The organism is Pseudomonas sp. B12(2026) (assembly GCF_057767015.1).
In genome coordinates this window covers 272783-293652 of sequence record NZ_CM173430.1, presented here as the reverse complement: position 1 = coordinate 293652, position 20870 = coordinate 272783, and the positions used below count along the sequence as shown (strand labels likewise).

General features: G+C 67.0%; 22 protein-coding genes. 15 read left to right on the top strand and 7 right to left on the bottom strand.

Annotated features, from left to right (window positions below; translation table 11 throughout):
- Window positions 1-157: 157 nt before the first annotated feature.
- From AC3B6A_RS01405 to AC3B6A_RS01385, 5 genes are all read left to right on the top strand, one after another.
- Entirely contained in the window at window positions 158-838 is a 681-nt protein-coding gene (locus AC3B6A_RS01405; RefSeq protein ID WP_488400550.1) for an SDR family NAD(P)-dependent oxidoreductase, read from the top strand.
- 88 nt (window positions 839-926) lie between these two features.
- Window positions 927-1856 (top strand): AEC family transporter, encoded by a 930-nt coding sequence (locus tag AC3B6A_RS01400; RefSeq protein ID WP_488400549.1) that lies wholly within the window; start codon window positions 927-929, stop codon window positions 1854-1856.
- 284 nt (window positions 1857-2140) lie between these two features.
- Window positions 2141-2503 carry a PilZ domain-containing protein gene (locus tag AC3B6A_RS01395; protein WP_488400548.1) on the top strand — a complete coding sequence of 121 codons (363 nt, stop codon included), beginning with the start codon at window positions 2141-2143 and terminating at the stop codon, window positions 2501-2503.
- Window positions 2504-2650: 147 nt separating this feature from the next.
- On the top strand, window positions 2651-3148 hold the full coding sequence (locus AC3B6A_RS01390; protein ID WP_488400547.1) for a helix-turn-helix domain-containing protein: 498 nt from the start codon (window positions 2651-2653) through the stop codon (window positions 3146-3148).
- Window positions 3149-3150: 2 nt separating this feature from the next.
- A complete protein-coding gene (locus AC3B6A_RS01385; RefSeq protein ID WP_488400546.1) occupies window positions 3151-4422 on the top strand; it encodes a type II toxin-antitoxin system HipA family toxin in 1272 nt (423 codons plus the stop codon).
- A 37-nt stretch (window positions 4423-4459) separates the two neighbouring features.
- On the opposite strand, the gene AC3B6A_RS01380 is transcribed toward AC3B6A_RS01385, so the two are convergent.
- Genes AC3B6A_RS01380 through AC3B6A_RS01350 form a run of 7 tightly spaced genes read right to left on the bottom strand, consistent with a single transcriptional unit; the run spans window position 4460 to window position 10734 of the window.
- Window positions 4460-6556 (bottom strand): flagellar biosynthesis protein FlhA, encoded by a 2097-nt coding sequence (locus AC3B6A_RS01380; RefSeq protein WP_488400545.1) that lies wholly within the window; start codon window positions 6554-6556, stop codon window positions 4460-4462.
- Window positions 6557-6558: 2 nt separating this feature from the next.
- Window positions 6559-7692 (bottom strand): flagellar biosynthesis protein FlhB, encoded by a 1134-nt coding sequence (gene flhB / locus AC3B6A_RS01375; protein WP_488400544.1) that lies wholly within the window; start codon window positions 7690-7692, stop codon window positions 6559-6561.
- The gene (gene fliR / locus AC3B6A_RS01370) at window positions 7685-8485 is read right to left on the bottom strand and encodes a flagellar biosynthetic protein FliR (protein ID WP_488400543.1); all 801 of its coding nucleotides are present in this window, start codon (window positions 8483-8485) and stop codon (window positions 7685-7687) included. The genes flhB and fliR overlap by 8 nt, the downstream gene beginning before the upstream one ends.
- Window positions 8486-8489: 4 nt before the next feature.
- The gene (locus AC3B6A_RS01365; protein WP_045213351.1) at window positions 8490-8762 is read right to left on the bottom strand and encodes a flagellar biosynthetic protein FliQ; all 273 of its coding nucleotides are present in this window, start codon (window positions 8760-8762) and stop codon (window positions 8490-8492) included.
- A gap of 12 nt (window positions 8763-8774) precedes the next feature.
- The gene (fliP, locus tag AC3B6A_RS01360) at window positions 8775-9530 is read right to left on the bottom strand and encodes a flagellar type III secretion system pore protein FliP (protein ID WP_488400542.1); all 756 of its coding nucleotides are present in this window, start codon (window positions 9528-9530) and stop codon (window positions 8775-8777) included.
- On the bottom strand, window positions 9527-9898 hold the full coding sequence (locus tag AC3B6A_RS01355) for a FliM/FliN family flagellar motor switch protein (RefSeq protein WP_488400541.1): 372 nt from the start codon (window positions 9896-9898) through the stop codon (window positions 9527-9529). Before AC3B6A_RS01355 ends, fliP begins: the two co-directional genes overlap by 4 nt.
- Complete coding sequence (locus AC3B6A_RS01350; protein WP_488400540.1) at window positions 9895-10734, bottom strand: FliM/FliN family flagellar motor switch protein; 840 nt, start codon at window positions 10732-10734, stop codon at window positions 9895-9897. Before AC3B6A_RS01350 ends, AC3B6A_RS01355 begins: the two co-directional genes overlap by 4 nt.
- A gap of 454 nt (window positions 10735-11188) precedes the next feature.
- On the opposite strand from AC3B6A_RS01350, the gene AC3B6A_RS01345 reads away from it, so the two are divergent.
- The 10 genes from AC3B6A_RS01345 (at window position 11189) to AC3B6A_RS01300 (ending at window position 20680) form a co-directional block, all read left to right on the top strand.
- Window positions 11189-12589, top strand: a complete 1401-nt coding sequence (locus tag AC3B6A_RS01345) for a sigma-54 interaction domain-containing protein (protein ID WP_488400539.1) — start codon at window positions 11189-11191, stop codon at window positions 12587-12589.
- Between the two features lie 25 nt (window positions 12590-12614).
- Window positions 12615-12950, top strand: coding sequence for a flagellar hook-basal body complex protein FliE (gene fliE / locus AC3B6A_RS01340; protein ID WP_488400538.1), 336 nt, complete (start codon window positions 12615-12617; stop codon window positions 12948-12950).
- Window positions 12951-12959: 9 nt separating this feature from the next.
- Entirely contained in the window at window positions 12960-14654 is a 1695-nt protein-coding gene (gene fliF / locus AC3B6A_RS01335; protein ID WP_488400537.1) for a flagellar basal-body MS-ring/collar protein FliF, read from the top strand.
- Complete coding sequence (locus AC3B6A_RS01330) at window positions 14632-15672, top strand: FliG C-terminal domain-containing protein (protein ID WP_488400536.1); 1041 nt, start codon at window positions 14632-14634, stop codon at window positions 15670-15672. Before fliF ends, AC3B6A_RS01330 begins: the two co-directional genes overlap by 23 nt.
- 6 nt (window positions 15673-15678) lie before the next feature.
- Window positions 15679-16377 carry a flagellar assembly protein FliH gene (fliH, locus tag AC3B6A_RS01325; RefSeq protein ID WP_488400534.1) on the top strand — a complete coding sequence of 233 codons (699 nt, stop codon included), beginning with the start codon at window positions 15679-15681 and terminating at the stop codon, window positions 16375-16377.
- Between the two features lies 1 nt (window position 16378).
- Window positions 16379-17713 carry a flagellar protein export ATPase FliI gene (gene fliI / locus AC3B6A_RS01320; protein ID WP_488400533.1) on the top strand — a complete coding sequence of 445 codons (1335 nt, stop codon included), beginning with the start codon at window positions 16379-16381 and terminating at the stop codon, window positions 17711-17713.
- Window positions 17710-18132, top strand: a complete 423-nt coding sequence (locus AC3B6A_RS01315) for a flagellar FliJ family protein (protein WP_488400532.1) — start codon at window positions 17710-17712, stop codon at window positions 18130-18132. Before fliI ends, AC3B6A_RS01315 begins: the two co-directional genes overlap by 4 nt.
- A gap of 91 nt (window positions 18133-18223) precedes the next feature.
- The gene (flgM, locus tag AC3B6A_RS01310) at window positions 18224-18508 is read left to right on the top strand and encodes a flagellar biosynthesis anti-sigma factor FlgM (RefSeq protein ID WP_488400531.1); all 285 of its coding nucleotides are present in this window, start codon (window positions 18224-18226) and stop codon (window positions 18506-18508) included.
- A complete protein-coding gene (gene flgN / locus AC3B6A_RS01305) occupies window positions 18505-18948 on the top strand; it encodes a flagellar export chaperone FlgN (protein ID WP_488400530.1) in 444 nt (147 codons plus the stop codon). Before flgM ends, flgN begins: the two co-directional genes overlap by 4 nt.
- A gap of 802 nt (window positions 18949-19750) precedes the next feature.
- The gene (locus tag AC3B6A_RS01300; RefSeq protein ID WP_488399089.1) at window positions 19751-20680 is read left to right on the top strand and encodes an IS110 family RNA-guided transposase; all 930 of its coding nucleotides are present in this window, start codon (window positions 19751-19753) and stop codon (window positions 20678-20680) included.
- Window positions 20681-20870: the final 190 nt, after the last annotated feature.

Here is a 20870-nt window from a genome sequence, read left to right as displayed (position 1 = left end):
TGACCTGCCGCCGCCGCGCTAGACGCTGGCGCACGGCAGCACCGCCCGTCCGCCCGCCCCGTCCCGATGCGTCCCCGCATCTGTCGTCGGCGACCTTTCCCGCCCGCCGTGCTAACCCTATAAGTGCCGTTCTTTCAATGCCTTGAGGGTGCACTCCATGAACAAGATCGTCGCCATCACCGGCGGTTTCGGCCACCTGGGCAGCGTAGTCGGCCAGGCCTTCGCCGACGCCGGCTGGCAGGTCGCGCTGCTCGGCCACGCTGCCAACCCGCATCATCCACAGGCTGGCGCGCTGTCCCTGGGCGGTGTCGACCTGACCGACAGCGCCGCCGCGCGCGACGCCATCGACCGCGCCAGCGCGCATTTCGGCGGACTCGATGCGCTGATCAACGTGGCCGGCGGTTTCCAATGGGAAACCCTCGCCGATGGCGACGTCGACACCTGGGACCGGATGTACCGCATCAACCTGCGCACCGCCGTGGTCTCCAGCCAGGCCGCGCTGGCGCACCTGAAGGCGCGCGGCCAAGGGCGCATCCTCAACATCGCGGCCGCCGCCGCTACCCGCGCGGCACTGGGGACGGGCGCCTACGCGGCGTCCAAGGCCGGGGTGATGCGCTTGACCGAGGCCCTGGCGGAAGAGCTCAAGGACGCGCGCATCACCGTCAACGCGCTGATGCCGAGCATCATCGACACCCCGCAGAACCGCGCCGACATGCCCGACGCCGAGTTCGACCGCTGGGTGCGCCCGGAGCAGCTGGCGGCGACCCTGCTGTTCCTCGCCTCGGATGACGCGGCGGCGATCACCGGCGCCTGCATCCCGGTCAGCGGACGCGTCTGAACCGGCATCTGCGGGCACGGGCGCATGGACGGCGGCCGGCCCCGCCGCCTATGCTCGCCAGCCGTCCCGCTGTCCGGCTGTCTCCCCCATGCCCCACGTCCTGTCCGTCGTCCTGCCGATCTTCGCGCTGATCCTGGTCGGCTGGCTGTGCCGGCGCACCAACCGCCTGGGCCCGCAGGCGGCCTCGGAGATCAACCGGCTGGTGGTCTGGCTGTGCCTGCCGGCGCTGCTGTTCAAGGTCACCGCCACCGCGACCTGGGCACAAATCTGGCAACCGGGCTTCCTCGCCGCCTTCACCGGCGGCTGCCTGCTGGTGTTCTTCGCCACGCTCGCCTGGCGCCTGCTGCAAGGCCGCGCGCTGCCGGCGGCGAGCATCGACGGGCTCAGCGCGTCCTACGCCAACACCGGCTACATGGGCATTCCGCTGTGCCTGCTGGTGTTCGGCCAGGACGGCCTGGAGCCGGCGCTGATCGCCTCCCTGCTGGTGGTCTGCGTGCTGTTCGCCATCGCCGTGGTGTGCATCGAGGTAGGCCTGCAGAACGAGAAGCACATCGGCCGCGCCATCGCCGTGGTGCTCAAGGCGCTGGGCAAGAACCCGCTGGTGGTGTCGCCGATCCTCGGCGGACTCTGGGCGGCCACCGGCATCGGCCTGCCGACGCCGCTGCTGCATTTCCTCGACATGCTCGCCGCCGCCACCACGCCCTGCGCGCTGATATCCCTCGGCCTGTTCCTGGCGCAGAAGCAGGAAAGCGAGCAGGTCGGCGCCTGGCCGCTGGTGGCGATCAAGCTGGTCGGCCAGCCGCTGCTGACCGGTTTCCTCGCCTACCGGGTGTTCGACCTGCCGCCACTGTGGGCCGACTCCGCGCTGCTGCTCAGCGCGCTGCCCACCGGCACCGGCCCCTTCATGCTCGCCGAGTACTACCAGCGCGAGGCGGCGGTGGTGTCGCGGAGCATCCTGGTGTCCACCCTGGGCTCGCTGGTGACCCTCTCCCTGTGCCTGCTGTGGATCGCGCGATAAGCGGCTCTTCGCAGGAGCGGACCTTGTCCGCGATGGGGTCGGCACGCGGCGCAAAAGCATCGCGGACAAGGTCCGCTCCTACAAAAAACGGACCGGCCATTGAGGGGATGGCAAGGCCGTTGCCCAAACGCAGAGGACCATCCCAGGGGTAGGCGACTTCGCGCCGGATAATGGCCAGTTGATAGCTTTTGAGACCGCTTGAGGCCTCGACGCTGCTAGGATGCGCGCGCGTTTCTTGTTCAACAGAAAGCCCTTCCAGAGCCCATTTCCTACAAGAGGCCAGCATGCGCAAGCACCGTCGATTGACCTTCCGCCACATCGGCCAGATCAACGTGACCAACCGCCTGAGCGGCGAGCCCATGGGCGTGGTTGGCGACGTCTCGATGGGCGGCCTGCGGCTGGTGACGGACGGGCCGCTGGCGCCGGGCAGTTGCTACGACATACGCCTGGAGATTCCGGTGCGCGAGGGCCATACCCGACCGCTGGACATCACCGTCATCTGCCAGTGGTCGCGCAAGGAAACCCGCGGCGGGCGCTTCGAGCAGGGCTTCAAGCTGGACCGGCCGAGCGCGGAGTTCACCGAGCTGGTGACCTCGATGTCGGTGAGCTTCAACCGCAGCCTGCTGGGGCGGGCGCGGCTGCAATGATCCGTTCCACGAAATGCCATTATTCTGGCAATTTATTTTATTTAATGAAGGAATACTGGCTCTAATCTGACCGAGCCCGGGTCAGTGACCGGGTTCTTATGCTATTATTCTGGCGATTAACGAACGAATACGCCGGAATACTTGCCCATGGCCAAGAAGACCGCCCCCCTGTTGCCACAAACCAGCCAGTTGCTCGCTGCTTTCGGTGAGCGGCTCAAGCTCGCGCGCCTGCGCCGCAAGCTCACGGCCAAGCAGGTTGCCGAACGCGCCGGAATGTCGCCGATGACCCTGCGCGCCCTGGAAGCCGGAGGTGCCGGCGTGACCATCGGCGCCTACCTCTCGGTCATGCAGGTGCTGGGGCTGGAAGCGGATCTGGCGAAGCTCTGCGAAACCGACGAGCTGGGTCGTCAGTTGCAGGATTCCCGCCTGATAAGCCGGCGACGGCGCGAGACCGAGCCCGCAAAACCGGGATATCTCCCTCCCCAGGGCTCCAGGTCCGGGCAGGATGCTGTCGCACGGGAGGACCAGGCTGCGTTCGATGCAGCCGATCCGGGCGAGAACGCCGTCGCCGATAAAGGCGTCACGGCCAAATCGCTGGTGGACCTCCTCAAACCGGTGGAAAGGGAGCGCAAGGAGCGCGAATAGCCATGACCATGATCGGGGTGTACGCAGACTGGGACGGTCTTCCCGCCCCGCGCAGGCTTGGTTCGCTCACCTCGAGAAAGACCCGCGCCACCGAGCTGTTCGAGTTTCGCTACGACCCCGAGGCCCTGAAGGACCCGATCCTCGGGCTGGTACAGCTCGACCCCCGCCTCGGCCTGTATGAGGGCTCGCAGTTCCCACCTCCGCCGCAGAACAGGTTCGGCGTCTTCGCCGACTCCAGTCCCGATCGCTGGGGACGCCTGTTGATGGAGCGGCGGTGGGAGCGCGAGGTGCGGGCCGGCGTCATCGACAAGGCCTCGCGGCTCTACGAATCGGATTATCTGCTGGGCGTCCATGACCTCTATCGCGTCGGTGCCCTGCGCTACAGGCTGGAGGACAGCGGCGCGTTTCTCGATGACCGGGCCGATCTGGCCGCGCCGCCCTTCACCGAGATTGCCGCGCTGGAGCGCGCCGCCCGCGCGCTGGAAGAGGATCCCGACAACACCTCGGCCGATGGCCGGGAGTGGCTCTGGATGCTCATCGCACCGGGCGGCTCGCTCGGTGGCGCGCGGCCCAAGGCCAGCGTCGCGGACAGCGAAGGGCATCTGTACATCGCCAAGTTCCCCAGCAACCGCGACCTGTACGACGTCGGCGGATGGGAGATGCTGGTCAATGCCCTGGCGGTGGGCTGCGGGCTGAACGTCGCCGACGCCCAGGCGCAGAAATTCGCCAGCGCCCACCACTGCTTCATGGTCCGCCGCTTCGACCGCACGGCCAGCGGCAAGCGTCTGCATTTCGCCTCGGCGATGACCATGACCGGCCACATCGATGGCGACGATGCGTCGACCGGCGTCAGCTATCTGGAACTGGCCGAGGTGCTGATCCGCCACGGCTCCCGGACCAACGCCGACCTGCGTGAGCTCTGGTCGCGCATCGTCTTCAACCTGCTTGTCTCCAACGCCGACGACCACCTGCGCAACCACGGCTTCATCCTGGTGCCCGGCCGCGGCTGGCGGCTGTCCGAAGCCTACGACATGAATCCGCTGCCCCACGCCGACGGCCTGAAACTCAACATCACCGACGCCGACAACGCCCTGGACCTCGAACTGGCACGCGAGGTGGCGACCTACTTCCGCCTGGGCCTGGGCGAGGCGGACGACATCATCGCGCACAGCCGCGGCATCGTCCGCCAGTGGCGCACGCTGGCGCGCGGGCTCGGCCTGCCGGGGTACGAACAGGAGCGCATGGCCGACGCCTTCCGGCTTGCCGGGGGCTGAACACCGCCATCGCGCACGGCGGCGCCGGGCGCGACGGTCAGCCCAGCGTCCCGAGAATCTGCACCCCTACCCGCTCGGGAATCTCGTTCTGCGACAACACGTGCAGCCCCGGGCTGAACACCCGCGCGTAGCGGGCCAGCAGCGGGCGCAGTTGCGGCATCACGGTGAGGATCGGCGGGTGGCCTTCCTTGCGCAGCTTTTCCTTCACCACCGGCATGCTGTGCTGCAGCTGGTTGAGCAGGCTGGGTTCCACCGGGATGTTGTCCAGGCTCACCGGGCCGGCCTGCTGGGCGATGCTCAGGGCGCCGAGCAGGGTGTTCTCCAGCGCATTCTCCAGCACGAACACGGTCAGCTCCGGACGGTCGCCGGCAATGCTGGATACGATGCTGCGGCGCAGCGCATAGCGCACGTCGGAGGCCAGCAGCACCGGGTCCTTGGTGGTCTCGCTGCCTTCGAGCAGGGCGCTGGCGATGGTGACGATGTCCTTCAGCGGCACTTCCTCCTGCAGCAGTTGGCGGTACACGCGGTGCTGCTGCGAGTAGGTCAGCTGCGCCTTCAGCGATTCGGCGAGCTTGGGCGCCTGCAGGGTCAGGCGCTGCATCAGGTGCTCGACGTCGTCGTGCTTGAAGATGTCCGGCAGGTGCTCGCGGACCACCTTGTTCAGGTGCGTGGCGACTACGCTGGCGCAGTCGATCACCTGGTAGCCCAGGTTCAGCGCGCGGGACTTGTCCGCCGGGAGAATCCACACCACCTGCATGCGGTACGCCGGGTCGACGCCGAGGATGCCGTCGATCTCGCCGTAGAGCTCCGGCGAGGGAATCGCCATCAGCCGGTCGGCGTGGATTTCCGCACCGTCGATGCGCTCGCCGTTGATGTGGATGGCGTACTGCGAGGCCTTCAGGCGCAGGCTGTCGCGGATCTGCACTTCCGGCAGGAGGAAGCCGAGGTTCTCCGAGAGCGTCTGGCGCACCCCGCGGATGCGCTGCGGCAGCGGCGCGCCGCTGGCCTCGTTGACCAGGCTGACCAGCTTGTAGCCCAGCGAGATCGACAGCCGCTCCACCAGCGGAATGTCTTCCCAGGCCAGTTGCTGCGCGCGCTCCTGGTCCATCGCGTGGGTCAGCGCCTGGGTCTGCTCCAGGGTCTGCGCCTCGACGGGCGGACCGGCCAGGGACAGGCGCCAGGCGATGAAGGCCACCAGCGCGGCGAAGGCGAAGAAGGCGATGTGCGGCATGCCCGGCACCAGGCCGAGGACGATCAGGATGCCGGCGACGGTATAGAGCAGCGACGGCGAGGCCAGCATCTGCTTGCGCACCAGACTGGTGATTTCCGCCGACTCGTTGACCCGGGTGACGATGATCGCCGCCGCGGTGGACAGCAGCAGCGCCGGGATCTGCGCCACCAGGCCGTCGCCGATGGTCAGCAGGGCGTAGCGCTGGAAGGCCTGGGCCGCCGGCAGGTCGTAGACGAACACGCCGATGGCCAGGCCGCCGAAGAGGTTGATCAGCAGGATCAGGATGCCGGCGATGGCGTCGCCGCGGACGAACTTCGAGGCGCCGTCCATCGCGCCGTAGAAGTCGGCTTCCTTGGCCACTTCCGCGCGGCGGCGCTTGGCTTCGTTCTGGTCGATCAGGCCGGCGTTGAGGTCGGCGTCGATGGCCATCTGCTTGCCCGGCAGCGCGTCCAGGGTGAAGCGTGCGGTGACCTCGGAGATGCGCTCGCCGCCCTTGGTGATGACCATGAAGTTGATGATCATCAGGATCACGAAGACGATCAGGCCGACGATGAAGTTGCCGCCGATCACCACGTGGCCGAAGGCTTCGATCACCTTGCCCGCCGCGCCCGTGCCGGTGTGGCCGTCGAGCAGCACCACGCGGGTGGAGGCGACGTTCAGGGTCAGGCGCAGCAGCGTGGTGACCAGCACCACGGTGGGCAGCAGCGAGAAGTCCAGCGGACTCTTCGACGACACGCTGACCAGCAGCACCAGGATCGCCACCACGATGTTGAAGGTGAACAGGGCGTCCAGCACCAGCGGCGGCAGGGGCAGGATGATCATCGAGAGGATCGACAGGATGATCAGCGGGATGCCGATGCGGCCGCTCTGGAAGGTCGGCAATAGTGACTGCAGTAGGCGCATGCTCAGACTCTGTTCAGCAGTTCTTCGGGAATGGGGATGTTCTTGATCAGCTCCGGCCGCTCGCGGCGCCCGGAGCGCCAGGCCTTGAGCTGGAGGATGTAGGTCAGGACGTGGGCGACGGCCTTGTACAGCTGCGCCGGAATCTGCTGGTTCACCTGGGTGGTGGCGTAGATGGCGCGGGCCAGCGGCGGCAGTTCGAGCACTTCCAGATCATGGGCCTGGGCCATTTTCCTGATGTACAGCGCGGTCTCGTCCAGGCCCTTGGCGACCACGTAGGGCGCCTGGGCCTTCTTCGGGTCGTAGCGCAGCGCTACGGCGAAGTGCACCGGGTTGACGATCACCACGTCGGCGGTCTTGATCACCTTGTTGATCTGCCGCTGCACCAGTTGGCGCTGCAACTGGCGGATGCGCGCCTTCACTTCCGGGCGGCCTTCCTGGTTCTTGTGCTCTTCCTTGCGCTCCTGCTTGGTCATGCGCAGCTTCTTCTTGAAGAAGAAGTACTGCAGCGGGATGTCGACCAGGGAGAACAGGATGAACACCACCAGCAGCGACAGGGTGATGTCGTAGAAGGTGCCGAACGCCGCGGCGATGGCGCTGTGCACGTCGCTGCGCTGCAGGGCCAGCAGGCCGGGCAGCGCGGCGTGCAGCTGGTACAGGGCAACGGCGATCAGCACGGCGATCTTCAGCAGCGACTTGGCCAGCTCGGTCCAGTTCTGCATCGAGAAGATGCGACCGAGCCCGGTGATCGGGTTCAACTTGGACAGCCTGGGCATGAAGTTCTTGCTGGAGAAGATCCAGCCGCCGGGGATCATCGAGAACAGCACCACCAGCAGGGGTGTGACCAGCAGCGGCAGCAGCGTGGTGATGAACAGCACCAGGTGGTGGCCGAGCACCAGCGGCAGGTCGTCGAGGCCGATCTCGCTGCGGCGCAGATCGATGAAGGACAGCGCGAAGCCTTCCTTCAGGCCCTCGTAGAAATGCTCCACGCCGACCTTCAGGGCGATCAGCGTGACCAGCAGCGAAAGCGTGGTGGAGAGGTCCTTGGAGCGGCTGACCTGGCCGTCCTCGCGGCTCTTCTTGAGCTTCTGCTGGGAGGCCTCTTCCGTTTTCTCCTGGGCGCTGTGCTGCTCAGCCATGGCGCCCCTCGCGGAAGATCACGCCGATGGCGTCGAGCAGCTGGCGGGTCAGCTTGAGGTAGTTCTCGGGGATGTCCGGCAGGGTCAGCCAGATGCACGCCAGCCCCGCCAGCACCGCCATGGGGAAGCCCAGGGAGAACAGGTTGAGCGCCGGCGAGATGCGGTTGAGCAGGCCGAAGCAGAACTGCACCAGGGTCATGCAGAACACCACCGGCAGGGTGATCAGCACCGCTGCGGCGAACACCCAGGCCAGGCTGCCGAGCACCGATTCCAGCCCCAGGTAGTGCAGGCCGCTGCCCACCGGCCAGTAGACGAAGCTCTGGTAGAGGATGCTCACCACCAGCAGGTGGCCGTCCACCGCGAGGAACAGGAACACCAGCAGGATGAAGTACAGCTGGTAGAGGATCGAGGACGACGACACGCCGTTCATGGGGTCGTTGTACACCGCCATGCTCAGGCCGAGCTGGGTGGAAATCACGTCGCCGACCAGGGCGAACACGGTGAACACCAGCATCAGCGAAAGTCCCAGCATCAGGCCGAAGGCAACCTGCTCCAGCGCCACCAGCAGGCCCTGCGCCGACAGCGGGTCGATGGCCGGCGGGCGCGGCAGCGCGGCGCCGAGGGCGACGGTCAACGCCAGGCCGAGGAGGATGCGCAGGCGCAGGGGGATCGCCTTGTGGCTGAAGATCGGCGCCAGGGCGAACACCGCCATGATCCGGCAGAAGGGCCACCACCAGGCCTGCAGCAGTTGCAGGTAGTCGAAGGCCTGCAGGAAGGATGCGCCGTGCTGCATGGCATCAGCCGACCAGCCGGCCCGCCTGGTGGAACGACTCGATGAACAGCTCCGAGAGCGTGCGCAATATCCAGTGCCCGGCGAACACCAGCATCCCCAGGGTGATCAGCAGGCGCGGCAGGAAGCTGAGCATCTGCTCGTTGATCTGCGTGGCCGCCTGGAAAATGCTGACCAGCAGGCCGCCGATCAGGCTCGGCACGATCAGCACGCAGACGATCAGCGCGGTGATGTGCACGGCGTTGGAGACGATATCGACGGCGCTTTCCGGGGTGAGCATGGGCGGCGGTCTCTAGAAGGGCTGCACGCTGCTGGTCAGCGTGCCCATCATCAGGGCCCAGCCATCCACCAGCACGAAGATCATCAGTTTGAACGGCAGCGAGATCATCATCGGAGAGAGCATCATCATGCCCATCGCCATCAGCACGCTGGCCACCACCAGGTCGATCACCAGGAACGGGATGAAGATCATGAAGCCCAGCTGGAACGCGGTCTTCAGCTCGCTGAGCACGAAGGACGGCAGCAGCAGGGAGAAGTCGAGCTCCTCCAGCTTCGCCGGCACGGTTCCACCGGCCAGCGAGACCATGGTCTCCAGCGAAGTGCGGTTGGTCTGCGCCAGCATGAAGCGGCTGAGGGTCTGCTTGGCGCGGCCCAGGCCCTCCTCCAGGCTGATCTGGTCGGACTCGAAGGGCTGGTAGGCGTTGGCGTACACGTCCTGCCACACCGGGCGCATCACCAGCAGGGTCATCACCAGGGCGATGCCCACCAGCACGTTGTTCGGCGGGCTCTGCTGCAGGCCGATGGCCTGGCGCAGGATGGCCAGCACGATGACGAAGCGGGTGAAGCAGGTCATCAGCATCAGCATCGCCGGGAGGAAGCCCAGCAGGGTCATGACGATGAGAATCTGCAGCTTGACGCTGAACGCCTGGCCGTCCGCCGTATCGTGGAGATTGAACAGCGTGACCTCGCCGCCGGCCGCCTGCGCATACAGCGGGCACAGGGCGCCGGCCAGCAGGACGAGCCAGGCCAGGGAGCGGCGCAGCCTCATGCGGTGAGGGCGTCGAGGCTGGCGCCGCACAGTTCGAGCACGCGCAGGCCGTAGTTGCCATTCATGACGACCACCTCGGCCTTGGCGAACAGCGCGCCGTTGACCTTCACGTCCAGCGGCTCGCCGGCGAGCTTGTCGAGGATGATCACGCTGTTGGCGTCGACATCCATCAGCTCCTTCAGGGAAATCTCCACCGAGGCGACTTCCAGGGTGACGTTCACCGGAATCTTGCCGAAGAAGCTCAGCTCCTGCTGCGGCAGCGGCGCGCGCACGGCCTCGGCGGGGATATCGGCGGCGTCCTGGGTCAGGCTGAGGTCGCCGTCGTTGATCAGCGACTCGAACTCGGAGTCGGAGAGAGGGCCAGTCATGGGTTTTTCACGCTTTCCAGAGAGGAGAGGAAGAGGGTGCCGTCGTCTTCGAAGATGGCGCCGCGGAACAGCTTCTGCCGGTTGACGCGCACCTCGACGCGCTCCAGTGGGCGGATCGCCAGCACGTCGCCCGGCTCCAGGGCGAGCACCTGGGACAGCGGCATGCGCGCGGCGGCGACCACGCAGTCCAGGCGCAGCGGCAGGTGCTTGATGTTCTCCACCGGGTTGCCGGTCACCCGCGGTGGCGGCGGGCCGGCGAGGCGGCGGGTGAGTTCGTCCGCCAGCGGGTTGTCCAGGTAGAGGTAGAGCGACGAGCGTTCGCCGGTGAGGTGGCTGACGTAGCTGAACTCGGCGACGTACTCCCACTGCACTTCTTCGTAGGTGGGGTCGATCTGCTGCAGGCGGCCGACCGACTCGCCCATCAGCAGCGCGCGGCCGAACAGGTCCACCACGTCCAGGCCGAGGCGTTCGAGCATGCGCTGCTCGGAACTGCTGATCGGCGGCGTATCGCGGTTGGGCACCAGCGTGCCGCCGTAATAGCACTCGATGACTTCGGTGAGCAGGGCGCGGTCCATGGCGAAACCGAACTTGCCCAGGGGCGAATCGAACAGGCATTCCAGTTCACGGGGAAGTTCCTCGTGAATCTGCAGGCTATCCAGTTCGAGATTGATTCGATAATGCCGCAGGAAATAGTCGCTGATGATCCGCGGATACTTTCCGGAGATCTCTTTGATGTATTGCGGAATCCTGTGATAATGCCGGCCGAGTTTCTGCGGTTTCAGTCGGATCAGACTATCGGCGGGCACGCCATGGTGAACTTTTGGTTTGCCAGTCATGCTCAGCGTCGTACTTCCAGGTTCGATCTGCCATCTGCCCAGTGACACACAAGTGTCACGGCCGGGGAAATCCGCCGGCCCATGCTCAAGGCATGATCTATGGTTCGTCGAGCCCCGTGATTCAAGCGTTACGGGCTACTGACATGGCAAAATGATAGCGCCGCGGGGCCGCCTGATTAAATCAATAGATATCAAATAGAGTTTTTGACGAAACTTTTTGTCTATTGAGCTTAATTAATCGGCGGGAAGCTATGGCGCAATGCCAGCACTTGTTAGTGTGGGCGGGTTGGTTCCGGTTGCAGCACTTCTTTATAGATGACGAAGTTGTTGCAATGCCACCCGTGAGACGTCCAGCGCAGAGAAAGATTCCGCAGTCCCCGAACAATCATCATCGGGCACGCTCGCGATCGAACGACTGACTGGCGTAACACGCACTAGCGAATGGAAAGTTGCAGTGACCAGTTTAAGCCAGTCGATCGACCAATTATGTGAGACGCTGCTCGAAGAGCGGCCTGCGCAGAAAAAAGTTGCGATCATCGGGCCGTCCTCGGACGCCGCCCATGCCCTGCTTTTGCAGGCGCTGCTGGCCGAAGGCTGCCGGGTCGAGCGCTTCGCCGGCTTCACCGAACTGGCCCGCGCGCGCAGCGACGCCGCACTGCTGTTCATCCTCGCCGGCGCGTTCCCCGCCCCCGATCTCTACGCCCAGGTCGGCGCCCTGCTCAGCGACGGTAGCGAGCGTGACCTGGTGCCCATCGTCGGCTACGACGAGCAGGACAAGGCCGCCACCCTGCTCGACCTGGGCTGCGTCGACTACCTGCTCTCCCCCTTCGGCGCCGGCCAGCTGGCCGCCCTGCTGCGCCGCCAGGAAGCCTCCAGCGCCGCCCAGGACCTGTTCGTCTCCCGCTCCCAGGCCGGTCGCCGCCTGCTGGCCATGGCCCAGCGCGTGGCGCAGACCCGCGCGCCGATCCTGGTCACCGGCGAGACCGGCACCGGCAAGGAACTGCTGGCCCGCTACATCCACGGCATCGCCAGCCCGGACGCGCCCTTCGTCGCGGTGAACTGCGCGGCGATCCCCGAGGCGATGCTCGAATCCATCCTCTTCGGCCACGAGCGCGGCGCCTTCACCGGCGCGGTGAACGCCCAGCCGGGCAAGTTCGAACTGGCCAACGGCGGCACCCTGCTGCTCGACGAGATCGGCGAACTGCCGCTGGCGCTGCAGGCCAAGCTGCTGCGCGTGCTGCAGGAGCAGCGCGTGGAGCGCCTGGGCGGACGCCGCGAGATCGAGCTGGACGTGCGCATCATCGCCGCCACCAACCGCGACCTGCAGGCCGAAGTCAACGAAGGCCGCTTCCGCGCCGACCTGATGTTCCGCCTCGACGTGCTGCCGCTGCACATCTCGCCGCTGCGCGAGCGCAAGGAAGACGTGCTGCCGCTGGCGCGCCGCTTCATCCGCCAGTACGCGCCGCAGGACGCCGAGCACGACCTGCTCACCGAAGCCGCCGCCCGCGCCCTGCTGCAACACGACTGGCCGGGCAACGTGCGCGAGCTGGAAAACACCCTGCAACGCGCCCTGGTGCTGCGCAACGGCCTGTTCATCCAGCCCCGCGACCTCGGCCTGGCCGCGCCGGAGCTGCCGGCGACCGCCGTCGCCGCGGTGATCCCGCTGGCCGCCGAAGGCGGCCGCGCCGCGCTGCGCGCCAGCGGCAAGCTCGCCGAGTACCAGCACGTCATCGACACCATCCGCCGTTTCGGCGGGCACAAGACCAAGGCCGCCGAGAGCCTGGGCATGACCACCCGCGCGCTGCGCTACCGGCTCAACGCGATGCGCGAGCAGGGCGTGCAGGTGCAGTTCTGATTTCGTTTCCCGGGGGAGACCTTCCATGAGTTCGATCATGCGGGTCCAGCAGGACATGCTGGAGCGGATGAACCGTTACGCCGAGCTGGCCGGTGGCCCGACCATCCAGCCCGCCGCGCAGCTTGCCGGCGACGCGCCGGCCCAGGGCATCGGCGCCAGCTTCGAGCAGGCGATGCGCTCGGTGGACGCCGAGCAGCACAAGGCCAGCGACGCCATGGCCGCCGTCGACAGCGGCAAAAGCGACGACCTGGTCGGCGCCATGATCCAGAGCCAGAAGGCCAGCGTGTCGTTCTCCGCGCTGATGCAGGTGCGCAACAAGCTCACCGGCGCCTTCGACGAAATCATCCGCATGCCGCTGTAAGGACTGACAGTGCTGCAGACTCTCAAGGGGCGCCTGGCGCTCGACAAACTCAAGCTCGACCCGCGCCTGGGCCTGCTCGCCATCGCCCTGGGCGCCGCCCTGCTGGCGGCGGCGGTGGTCTACTACCTGTGGCGCGACCAGGGCGCCTTCCACCCGCTCTACGGCGCCGGCGAAGCCTACCCGGCCGCCGACGTGATGCAGGTGCTGGACGCCGAAGCCGTCGCCTACCGCCTGCACCCGCAGAGCGGCCAGGTGCTGGTGCGCGAGGAAGACCTGGCGCGGGCGCGCATGCTGCTGGCGGCCAAGGGCGTGAAGGTCTCGCTGCCGGCCGGCTACGAGCTGTTCGACAAGGACGAGCCGCTGGGCACCAGCCACTTCCTCCAGGACGTGCGCTTCAAGCGCAGCCTGGAAGGCGAGCTGGCCCGCACCATCATGGGCCTGAAGGGCATCGAGCAGGCGCGCGTGCACGTCGCCCGCGAGGACAGCAACTCCTTCGTGGTCGGCCGCCGCGACCCGGCCAAGGCCTCGGTGCTGCTGCAACTGGCGCCCGGCCAGCGGCTGAGCCCGGAGCAGGTCGGCGCCATCGTCAACCTGGTGGCCGGCAGCGTGCCGGAACTCAAGCCCGAAGACGTCAGCGTGGTCGACCAGAACGGTGTGCTGCTCTCGCGCGGCATCAACGGCGCCGGCGGCCCGGCGCAGAACTGGCAGGCGGTGGACGATTACCAGCGCAAGGCGGTGGGCAACGTCGAGGAAGTGCTGGCGCCGGTGCTCGGCCTGGGCAACTACCGCATCAGCGTGTCCGCCGACATCGACTTCAGCCAGAAGGAAGAAACCCAGCAGAGCTACGGCGAGGCGCCGCGCCTGCGCAGCGAGACCCAGCGCAACGAGACCACCCTCGACCAGCTCGCCCTCGGCGTGCCCGGCTCGCTGAGCAACCGTCCGCCGGAGCCGCCGCCGCAAGCGCAGCCGCAGGACCCGGCCGCCGCCCAGAACCCGGCCCCGCCCGGCAACGGCAAGGTCGCCAAGACCGACAACAAGGCCGCCACCTCGACCCGCAGCGAAACCACCCGGCAGAACGACTTCGACCAGAGCGTCACCCACATCAAGTACCCGGCTTTCGCCCTGCGCCAGCAGAGCGTGGCGGTGGTGATCAACGCCGCCACCGCGCCCGAGGGCGGCTGGACCGACAAGGCCCGCGCCGACCTCGAAGCCATGGTCAAGAGCGCCGTGGGCTTCAACGCCCAGCGCGGCGACCTGCTCACCCTCAGCGTGTTCCCCTTCGCCGCCGCGCCGGTGCAGGCGTCCAGCGAGCGCTGGTGGGAAAGCAGCGCCCTGCAGGCCCTGGTGCGCTACAGCGTGCTCGGCCTGATCGCCCTGCTGTTCCTGCTGCTGGGTGTGCGCCCGGCGGTCCGCGGCCTGACCCGGCGCGCCCAGCCGGCGGCCAGCGCCGCGCTGCCCGAGGCCGCCGACTACCCGCTGGCCCTGGACGCCGAGCGGCGCCTGGCGCTGGCCAATGAAAGCGTCGGCGGGCTCAACGTGCTCGGCGAGCTGAACCCGCTCTCGGAAATCCGCCTGCCGGCGCCGGGCTCGGGCCTGGAACACCAGATCGAGCATCTGCAGATGCTGGCGAAGAACGACCCGGAACGGGTCTCGGAAGTGATCAAGCACTGGATTGGCCGCAATGACCGACACGAGCCTGCCTGAAGAAACCAAAAAGCGCGTCCCGCAGATGCGCGCCGTGAGCTCGCTGGAACAGGCGGCGATCCTCATGCTGAGCATGGGCGACGAAGCCTCCGCCGGCATCCTGCGCAATTTCAGCCGCGAGGAGATCGTCAGCATCAGCCAGGCGATGGCGCGGCTGTCGAACGTCAAGCAGAACACCGTCTCCGACGTGATCGGCCGCTTCTTCGACGACTACAAGCTGCAGTCCAGCATCAAGGGCGCCTCGCGCTCCTACCTCGCCGGCATGCTCGGCAAGGCGCTGGGCAGCGACATCACGCGCAACCTGCTGGACAGCATCTACGGCGAGGAAATCCGCTCGAAGATGGCGCGCATGGAGTGGATCGACCCCAAGCAGTTCGCCGCGCTGATCGCCAAGGAACACGCGCAGATGCAGGCGGTGTTCCTCGCCTTCCTGCCGCCGGGCATGGCCACCGACGTGCTCGAATCGATGCCCGCCGAACGCCAGGACGAACTGCTGTTCCGCATCGCCAACCTCAGCGAGGTGAACAGCGACGTCATCGCCGAGCTGGAACAGCTGATCGAGCGCAGCCTGCGCGTGCTCTCCACCCAGGGCTCGCAGGTGCGCGGGGTGAAGCAGGCGGCGGACATCATGAACCGCTTCAAGGGCGACCGTAACCAGATGTTCGAGCTGCTGCGCGCCCACAACGACACGCTGGTGGAGAAGATCGAGGACGAGATGTACGACTTCTTCATCCTCTCCCGGCAGAACCAGGAAGTGCTGCAGACCCTGCTGGAAGTCATCCCGCTGGACGAATGGGTGGTCGCCCTCAAGGGCGCCGAGCCCGAGCTGGTGCGCGCCATCCAGGGCGCCATGCCGAAGCGCCAGATGCAGCAGATGGAATCCATCAACCGCCGCCAGGGCCCGGTGCCGCTGAGCCGCGTGGAGCAGGTGCGCAAGGACATCATGGGCGTGGTGCGCGAGATGGCCGCCGACGGCGACCTGCAGGTGCAGCTGTTCCGCGAGCAGACGGTGGAGTAACCGGGCATGGCGATCAAAGTCATCAAGGCCGACAGCCGCGCCTGGCGCCCGTACCGCTTCCCGCCGCGCTGCGCCACCGCCAGCGCCGACAACCACGGCTGGGACAGCGACCCGGCGGCGCGCCAGCGCGCCATCTCCGAAGGCTTCCAGGAAGGCCTGGAGAAGGGCTACCAGGACGGCGTGGCCGAAGGCCGCGAAGCCGGGCTGCGCGAGGGCTTCGAGGCCGGTCGCCAGGACGGCCTGCGCAAGGGCCGCGAGGAAGGCCGCGCCGCCGGCCGGCAGGGCTTCGATGACGCCAGCGCGCCGCTGCAGGCCGCCGTCGAGGCCTTCGCCGAGTATCACCAGGGCTTCCAGCGCACGCGCCAGAAGGAGCTGCTGGAGCTGGTGCAGAAGGTCGCCCGGCAGGTCATCCGCGTCGAGCTGACGCTCAACCCCACGCAACTGCTGACCCTCGCCGAGGAAGCCCTGGCCGCCATGCCGGGCGAACAGGGCGAGGTGCAGATCCTGCTCAACCCGGAAGAATGCGCGCGCATCCGCGAACTGAACCCCGAGCGCGCGGCGAAGTGGCGGCTGGTGCCGGACGAGCGCCTGGCGCTGGGCGAATGCCGGGTCGTCACCGCGCAGGCGGAGGCCGACATCGGCTGCCAGCAGCGCCTGGACAGCTGCATGGAAGCCCTGAGCGCCCACCTGCAGGACGAAGACTGAGATGGCCCTGGGCGACGGCTTCAAGCTCGAGGAAGCGCTGCGCTCGCTGGATTCGGTCCAGCTGGCGCGGGTCAGCGGTCGCCTGGTGCGGGTCTCCGGCCTGCTGCTGGAAAGCCTCGGCTGCCGGCGCATGACCGGCCAGCGCTGCTACGTGGAAGGCGCCGACGGCGAGCGCCTGGAAGCCCAGGTGGTCGGCTTCAACCGCGACATCACCTACCTCATGCCGTTCAAGAAACCCGTCGGCCTGACCTCCGGCTCGCGGGTCTTCCCGGCGCCGGACGAGGCCGTGCTGCACATCGACCACTCCTGGCTGGGCCGGGTGGTCAACGGCCTCGGTGAACCGCTGGACGACCTCGGCAAGCTCGCCGGCCGCCACCCGCTGCCCACCGAACTGCCGCAGGTGAACCCGCTGCGCCGCCGCCCGGTGTCCGAGCCGCTGGACGTCGGCGTGCGCGCCATCAACGCCCTGCTGACCCTCGGCAAGGGCCAGCGCGTCGGCCTGTTCGCCGGCAGCGGCGTGGGCAAGAGCGTGCTGCTGGGGATGATCACCCGGCAGACCAAGGCCGACGTGGTGGTGGTCGGGCTGATCGGCGAGCGCGGCCGCGAGGTGCAGGAATTCCTCCTCCACTCCCTCGGCCCGGAAGGCCTGCGGAAGGCCGTGGTGGTGGTCGCGCCGGCCAACGAATCGCCGCTGATGCGCCTGAAGGCCACCGAACTGTGCCACAGCATCGCCGCCTGGTTCCGCGACCAGGGCCAGGACGTGCTGCTGCTGGTCGACTCCCTGACCCGCTACGCCATGGCCCAGCGCGAGATCGCCCTGGCCCTGGGCGAGCCCCCGGCGACCAAGGGCTACCCGCCGTCGGTGTTCGGCATGCTCCCGGAGCTGGTGGAAAGCGCCGGCAACGGCGAAGGCGACCGGGGCAGCCTGAGCGCCATCTACACCGTGCTCGCCGAGGGCGACGACCAGCAGGACCCGATCGTCGACTGCGCCCGCGCCATCCTCGACGGCCACATCGTGCTGTCGCGGCGCCTGGCGGACGTCGGCCACTACCCGGCGATCGACATCGCCGCCTCGGTCAGCCGCTGCATGAGCCAGGTGGCGGAACCGGCGCACCTGGCGGCGGCGCGGCAGTTCAAGGAATTCAGCGGCACCTATGAGCGCATCAAGGAGCTCATCCCGCTGGGCGGCTACACGCCGGGCATGGACGTGAAGACCGACCGCTCGGTGCAACTGGCGCCCATGCTGGAGCGCTTCCTGCGCCAGGAAACCACGGACGGCGCCGAGCTGGCGAGCAGCATCGCCACCCTGCAAAGCATCGTCGGCGGCCGCGCATGAAGACGCAGATCGAGATGCTCGGCCGCCTGGCTGACGTGCGCGGCGGCAAGGTCCGCGAGCTGCTCGGGCGGGTCAACTACCAGCAGAACCTCTGCCAGCGCTACCGCAACAACATCACCGGGCTGGACCGCCTGTGCGGCTTCAGCGTGGCCACCAGCACCCCGCTGCAGCGGCACAACCAGCAGCAGTACAAGGTCACCCTGCACAAGATGCTGCAGTTGCAGCGCCGCGAGCTGGAGGTGGCCGAACAGACCCTGGCGCGCATCCAGGGCGAGCTGCTGGCGGCCATGCGCAGCGAGAAGGTGCTGGCCCAGGTGATCGAGGCCAAGGCCGGCCAGTGGCAGGCGCAGCTTGCGCAGCAGGAGCAGAAAATCCAGGATGGCCTCGCCGCGCAGTCCTGGTGGCGCGCGCAGGCGTGAGCGCCGGCACGGGCGTGAAACCCGGCATTTAAGTTTTCCCGCGGGCGGTCGCCCTCTTGGGGAAAGCCCAGAACAATTTCGGATACCCACCATGGAAATCACCCGGCAACTGACCAGCGTCGCGCTGGCCACCAGCGACTCCGCCAAGGCCGCGCGCAGCGAGCGCGCAGCGCCAGTGGCCGAGGCTGGCGCTGCGGCGCCGGTCAGCGATTCGCTGCGCCTGGAGGAGATGCAGGAAACCCTGCGCGCCATGCCCGACGTGGACCAGGACCGCGTCGCGGAAATCCGCCGTGCGCTGATGAACGGCGACCTGGCCAACGACACCCGCATGCTCGCCACCAGCATCCTCTCCTTCCATCGCGGCAGCGACGCATGACCCAGCGCGCGCGGCTGCTGCAGGTGATCGAGCAGGACGTCCAGCAGGATGGCCGCGATTGCCTGGCGCTGCGCGACAGCCTGCAGGCGCTCTACCGCCACCTGCTGGCCCGGGACAGCGCGCAGATCGAGCGGCTGAACCCGGAGATCCAGGCGCTGCTCGACGCCGTCGCCACCCGCGCCCAGCGCCGCAGCAAGGCCCTGCGCGCCTTCGGCCTGCCGCTGGATGCCGGGGGCATGCGCACGCTGCTCTCCAACTACGCGCCGCCGCGCCGCGAGGCGCTGCAGCGCGAATGGCTGCAACTCGGCCAGCTCACCGCCCAGTGCAAGCGCCTCAACGAGCGCAACGGCAAGCTGCTGGCGATGCACCATGACATCCTCAACCAGCTCATGGGCGACCCGCGCGAGCAGGCGGTGTATTCGTCGTACCCGGGGTACTGATTCCCGCCCGGGCCTGTGTAGGACCGAGCTTGCTCGCGAACCGGATTGACGCCGAACCTGCCGGCGGATCGCGGACAAGGTCCGCTCCTACTGCGGGATCGGCTTTCGTAGGAGCGGAGCTTCTCCGCGATGCTTTTACTGTTCGTACGGTAGCCACCGTCTTGTTCGGTGTTTCTGCGCCGCTTCAGCGTGTGCTGAGAGATTTGGTTTCGCCCTCCCGGGCGAGTTCCTTTTGGGGCCCCAAAAGGAACCAAAAGGGCCCGTCCCGGCATCCGGGTCTTCGCTTCGCTCAGACTCCCCTCCTTCCGGTATCGCTCCGAGGGTCGGCTTGCAAGGGCCATCCATGGCCCTTCAAGCCTCTCGCGGCATCCATGCCGCTCGCCCCTCTGCGCAATACCTCCACTCGGCCTCCTGACGGGACCCTGCGCGCGCCTGCGATTTCGGTGTGACAGAAAGAGCAGCGGCTGAAGGATTTGCACTTCGTAGGATGGCGTGGAGCGAAGCGATACCCATCGATGATTTGTGCCGAGATGCTTTTCGTAGGAGCGGACCTTGTCCGCGAAGCTCTTGAGCGGGGCTGATCGCGGACAAGGTCCGCTTGTGTCTGCTGACTTCGGTAGGATCGAAGGTGAGAGCGGCGGGAAGCAAGCTGCAGGTCCGCAGTGTTAGCAGCACGAGTAGGAGCCCAAGCTGCCTCCCGCCGTCCTCTGACCAAAGCCCGAACAGTTGAACGAGTACAACCTCGAACCACAAGCGTGGGCAGTCAGAGCGCTCTCGCCATGTAGTTTACGAGGGTTGAAGCATGACGTGTTGGATCGGTATCGATGTTGCCAAGGACTCGCTGGCCGTATGGTTCCGCCCACAGGGCAGGAGCTTGAGCGTTTCCAATGACGAAGCGGGACATCAGCAGTTAGTGACGCTCTTCGCCGAGGAGAAGCCCGGCCGCATTGTGCTGGAGGCTACCGGTGGATATGAGCGAGGCGTCCTGCATGCCTTGTCCCGAGCCGGCCACGCAGTCTCTCGCTTGAATCCCACACGGGTTCGGGCGTTTGCTACCGCCATGGGCAAGTTGGCCAAGACCGACCCCATCGATGCGGCCGTCCTGGCGCATCTGGCCCAAACGCTGGAGGAAGCCCCCAGTACGGTTCTTTCGCCGGAGCGCCGGCGGCTGCGAGAGCTGGTGCAACGTCGCGAGCAACTGGTTGGGCAGCGCGATGATGAGCGCCGGCGCCTGCAGCAGGCCAACGACCCCTTCGTTCGCCAATGCCTGGAGGACGCCATCAAGGCCTTGAAGGCCAGAATTTGCAGCTATGACGAGCAAATCGCCGAGGCCATGGCTACGGTGGACTCCGAGCAGGTCCAGCAACTCAGTCAGGTCAAGGGCGTAGGCCCGGTAACCGTCGCAGGATTACTGGCTTACCTGCCAGAACTGGGACAACTCAACCGTCGCCAGATCGCCGCCCTGGTCGGCTTGGCCCCTTACAACAGCGACAGCGGCCAGAAATCGGGGCAACGCCGTATCCGCGGAGGGCGCGGCATGATTCGACGCATCCTCTACATGGCAACCTGGTCGGTCATTCGTTACCAGAAGAGCTTCGCTCTTCGTTATCACGGCCTACGCGAAAACGGCCGATGCGCCAAAGTCGCGTTGGTGGCCTGCATGCGAGTTCTGATCGTACGGCTCAATGCGATGGTCCGGGACGGCACTTGCTGGAGAACTGACTTCGAGTAAAAGACAGTTGCTCCTACACAAGCAAATCCCTGGCACGCTGTGGCTTTGGGCTTTGGCTCTTGAAGACTTCCAGAGAAATATCCGCACGCACCGGAGCGCCCCTTCAGGAGGCCGAGTGGAATCGGAGTTTCAGGGGTCGAGCGGCATGGATGCCGCGAGAGCGTTGTCGGGCCAGGGATGGCCCGTCAAC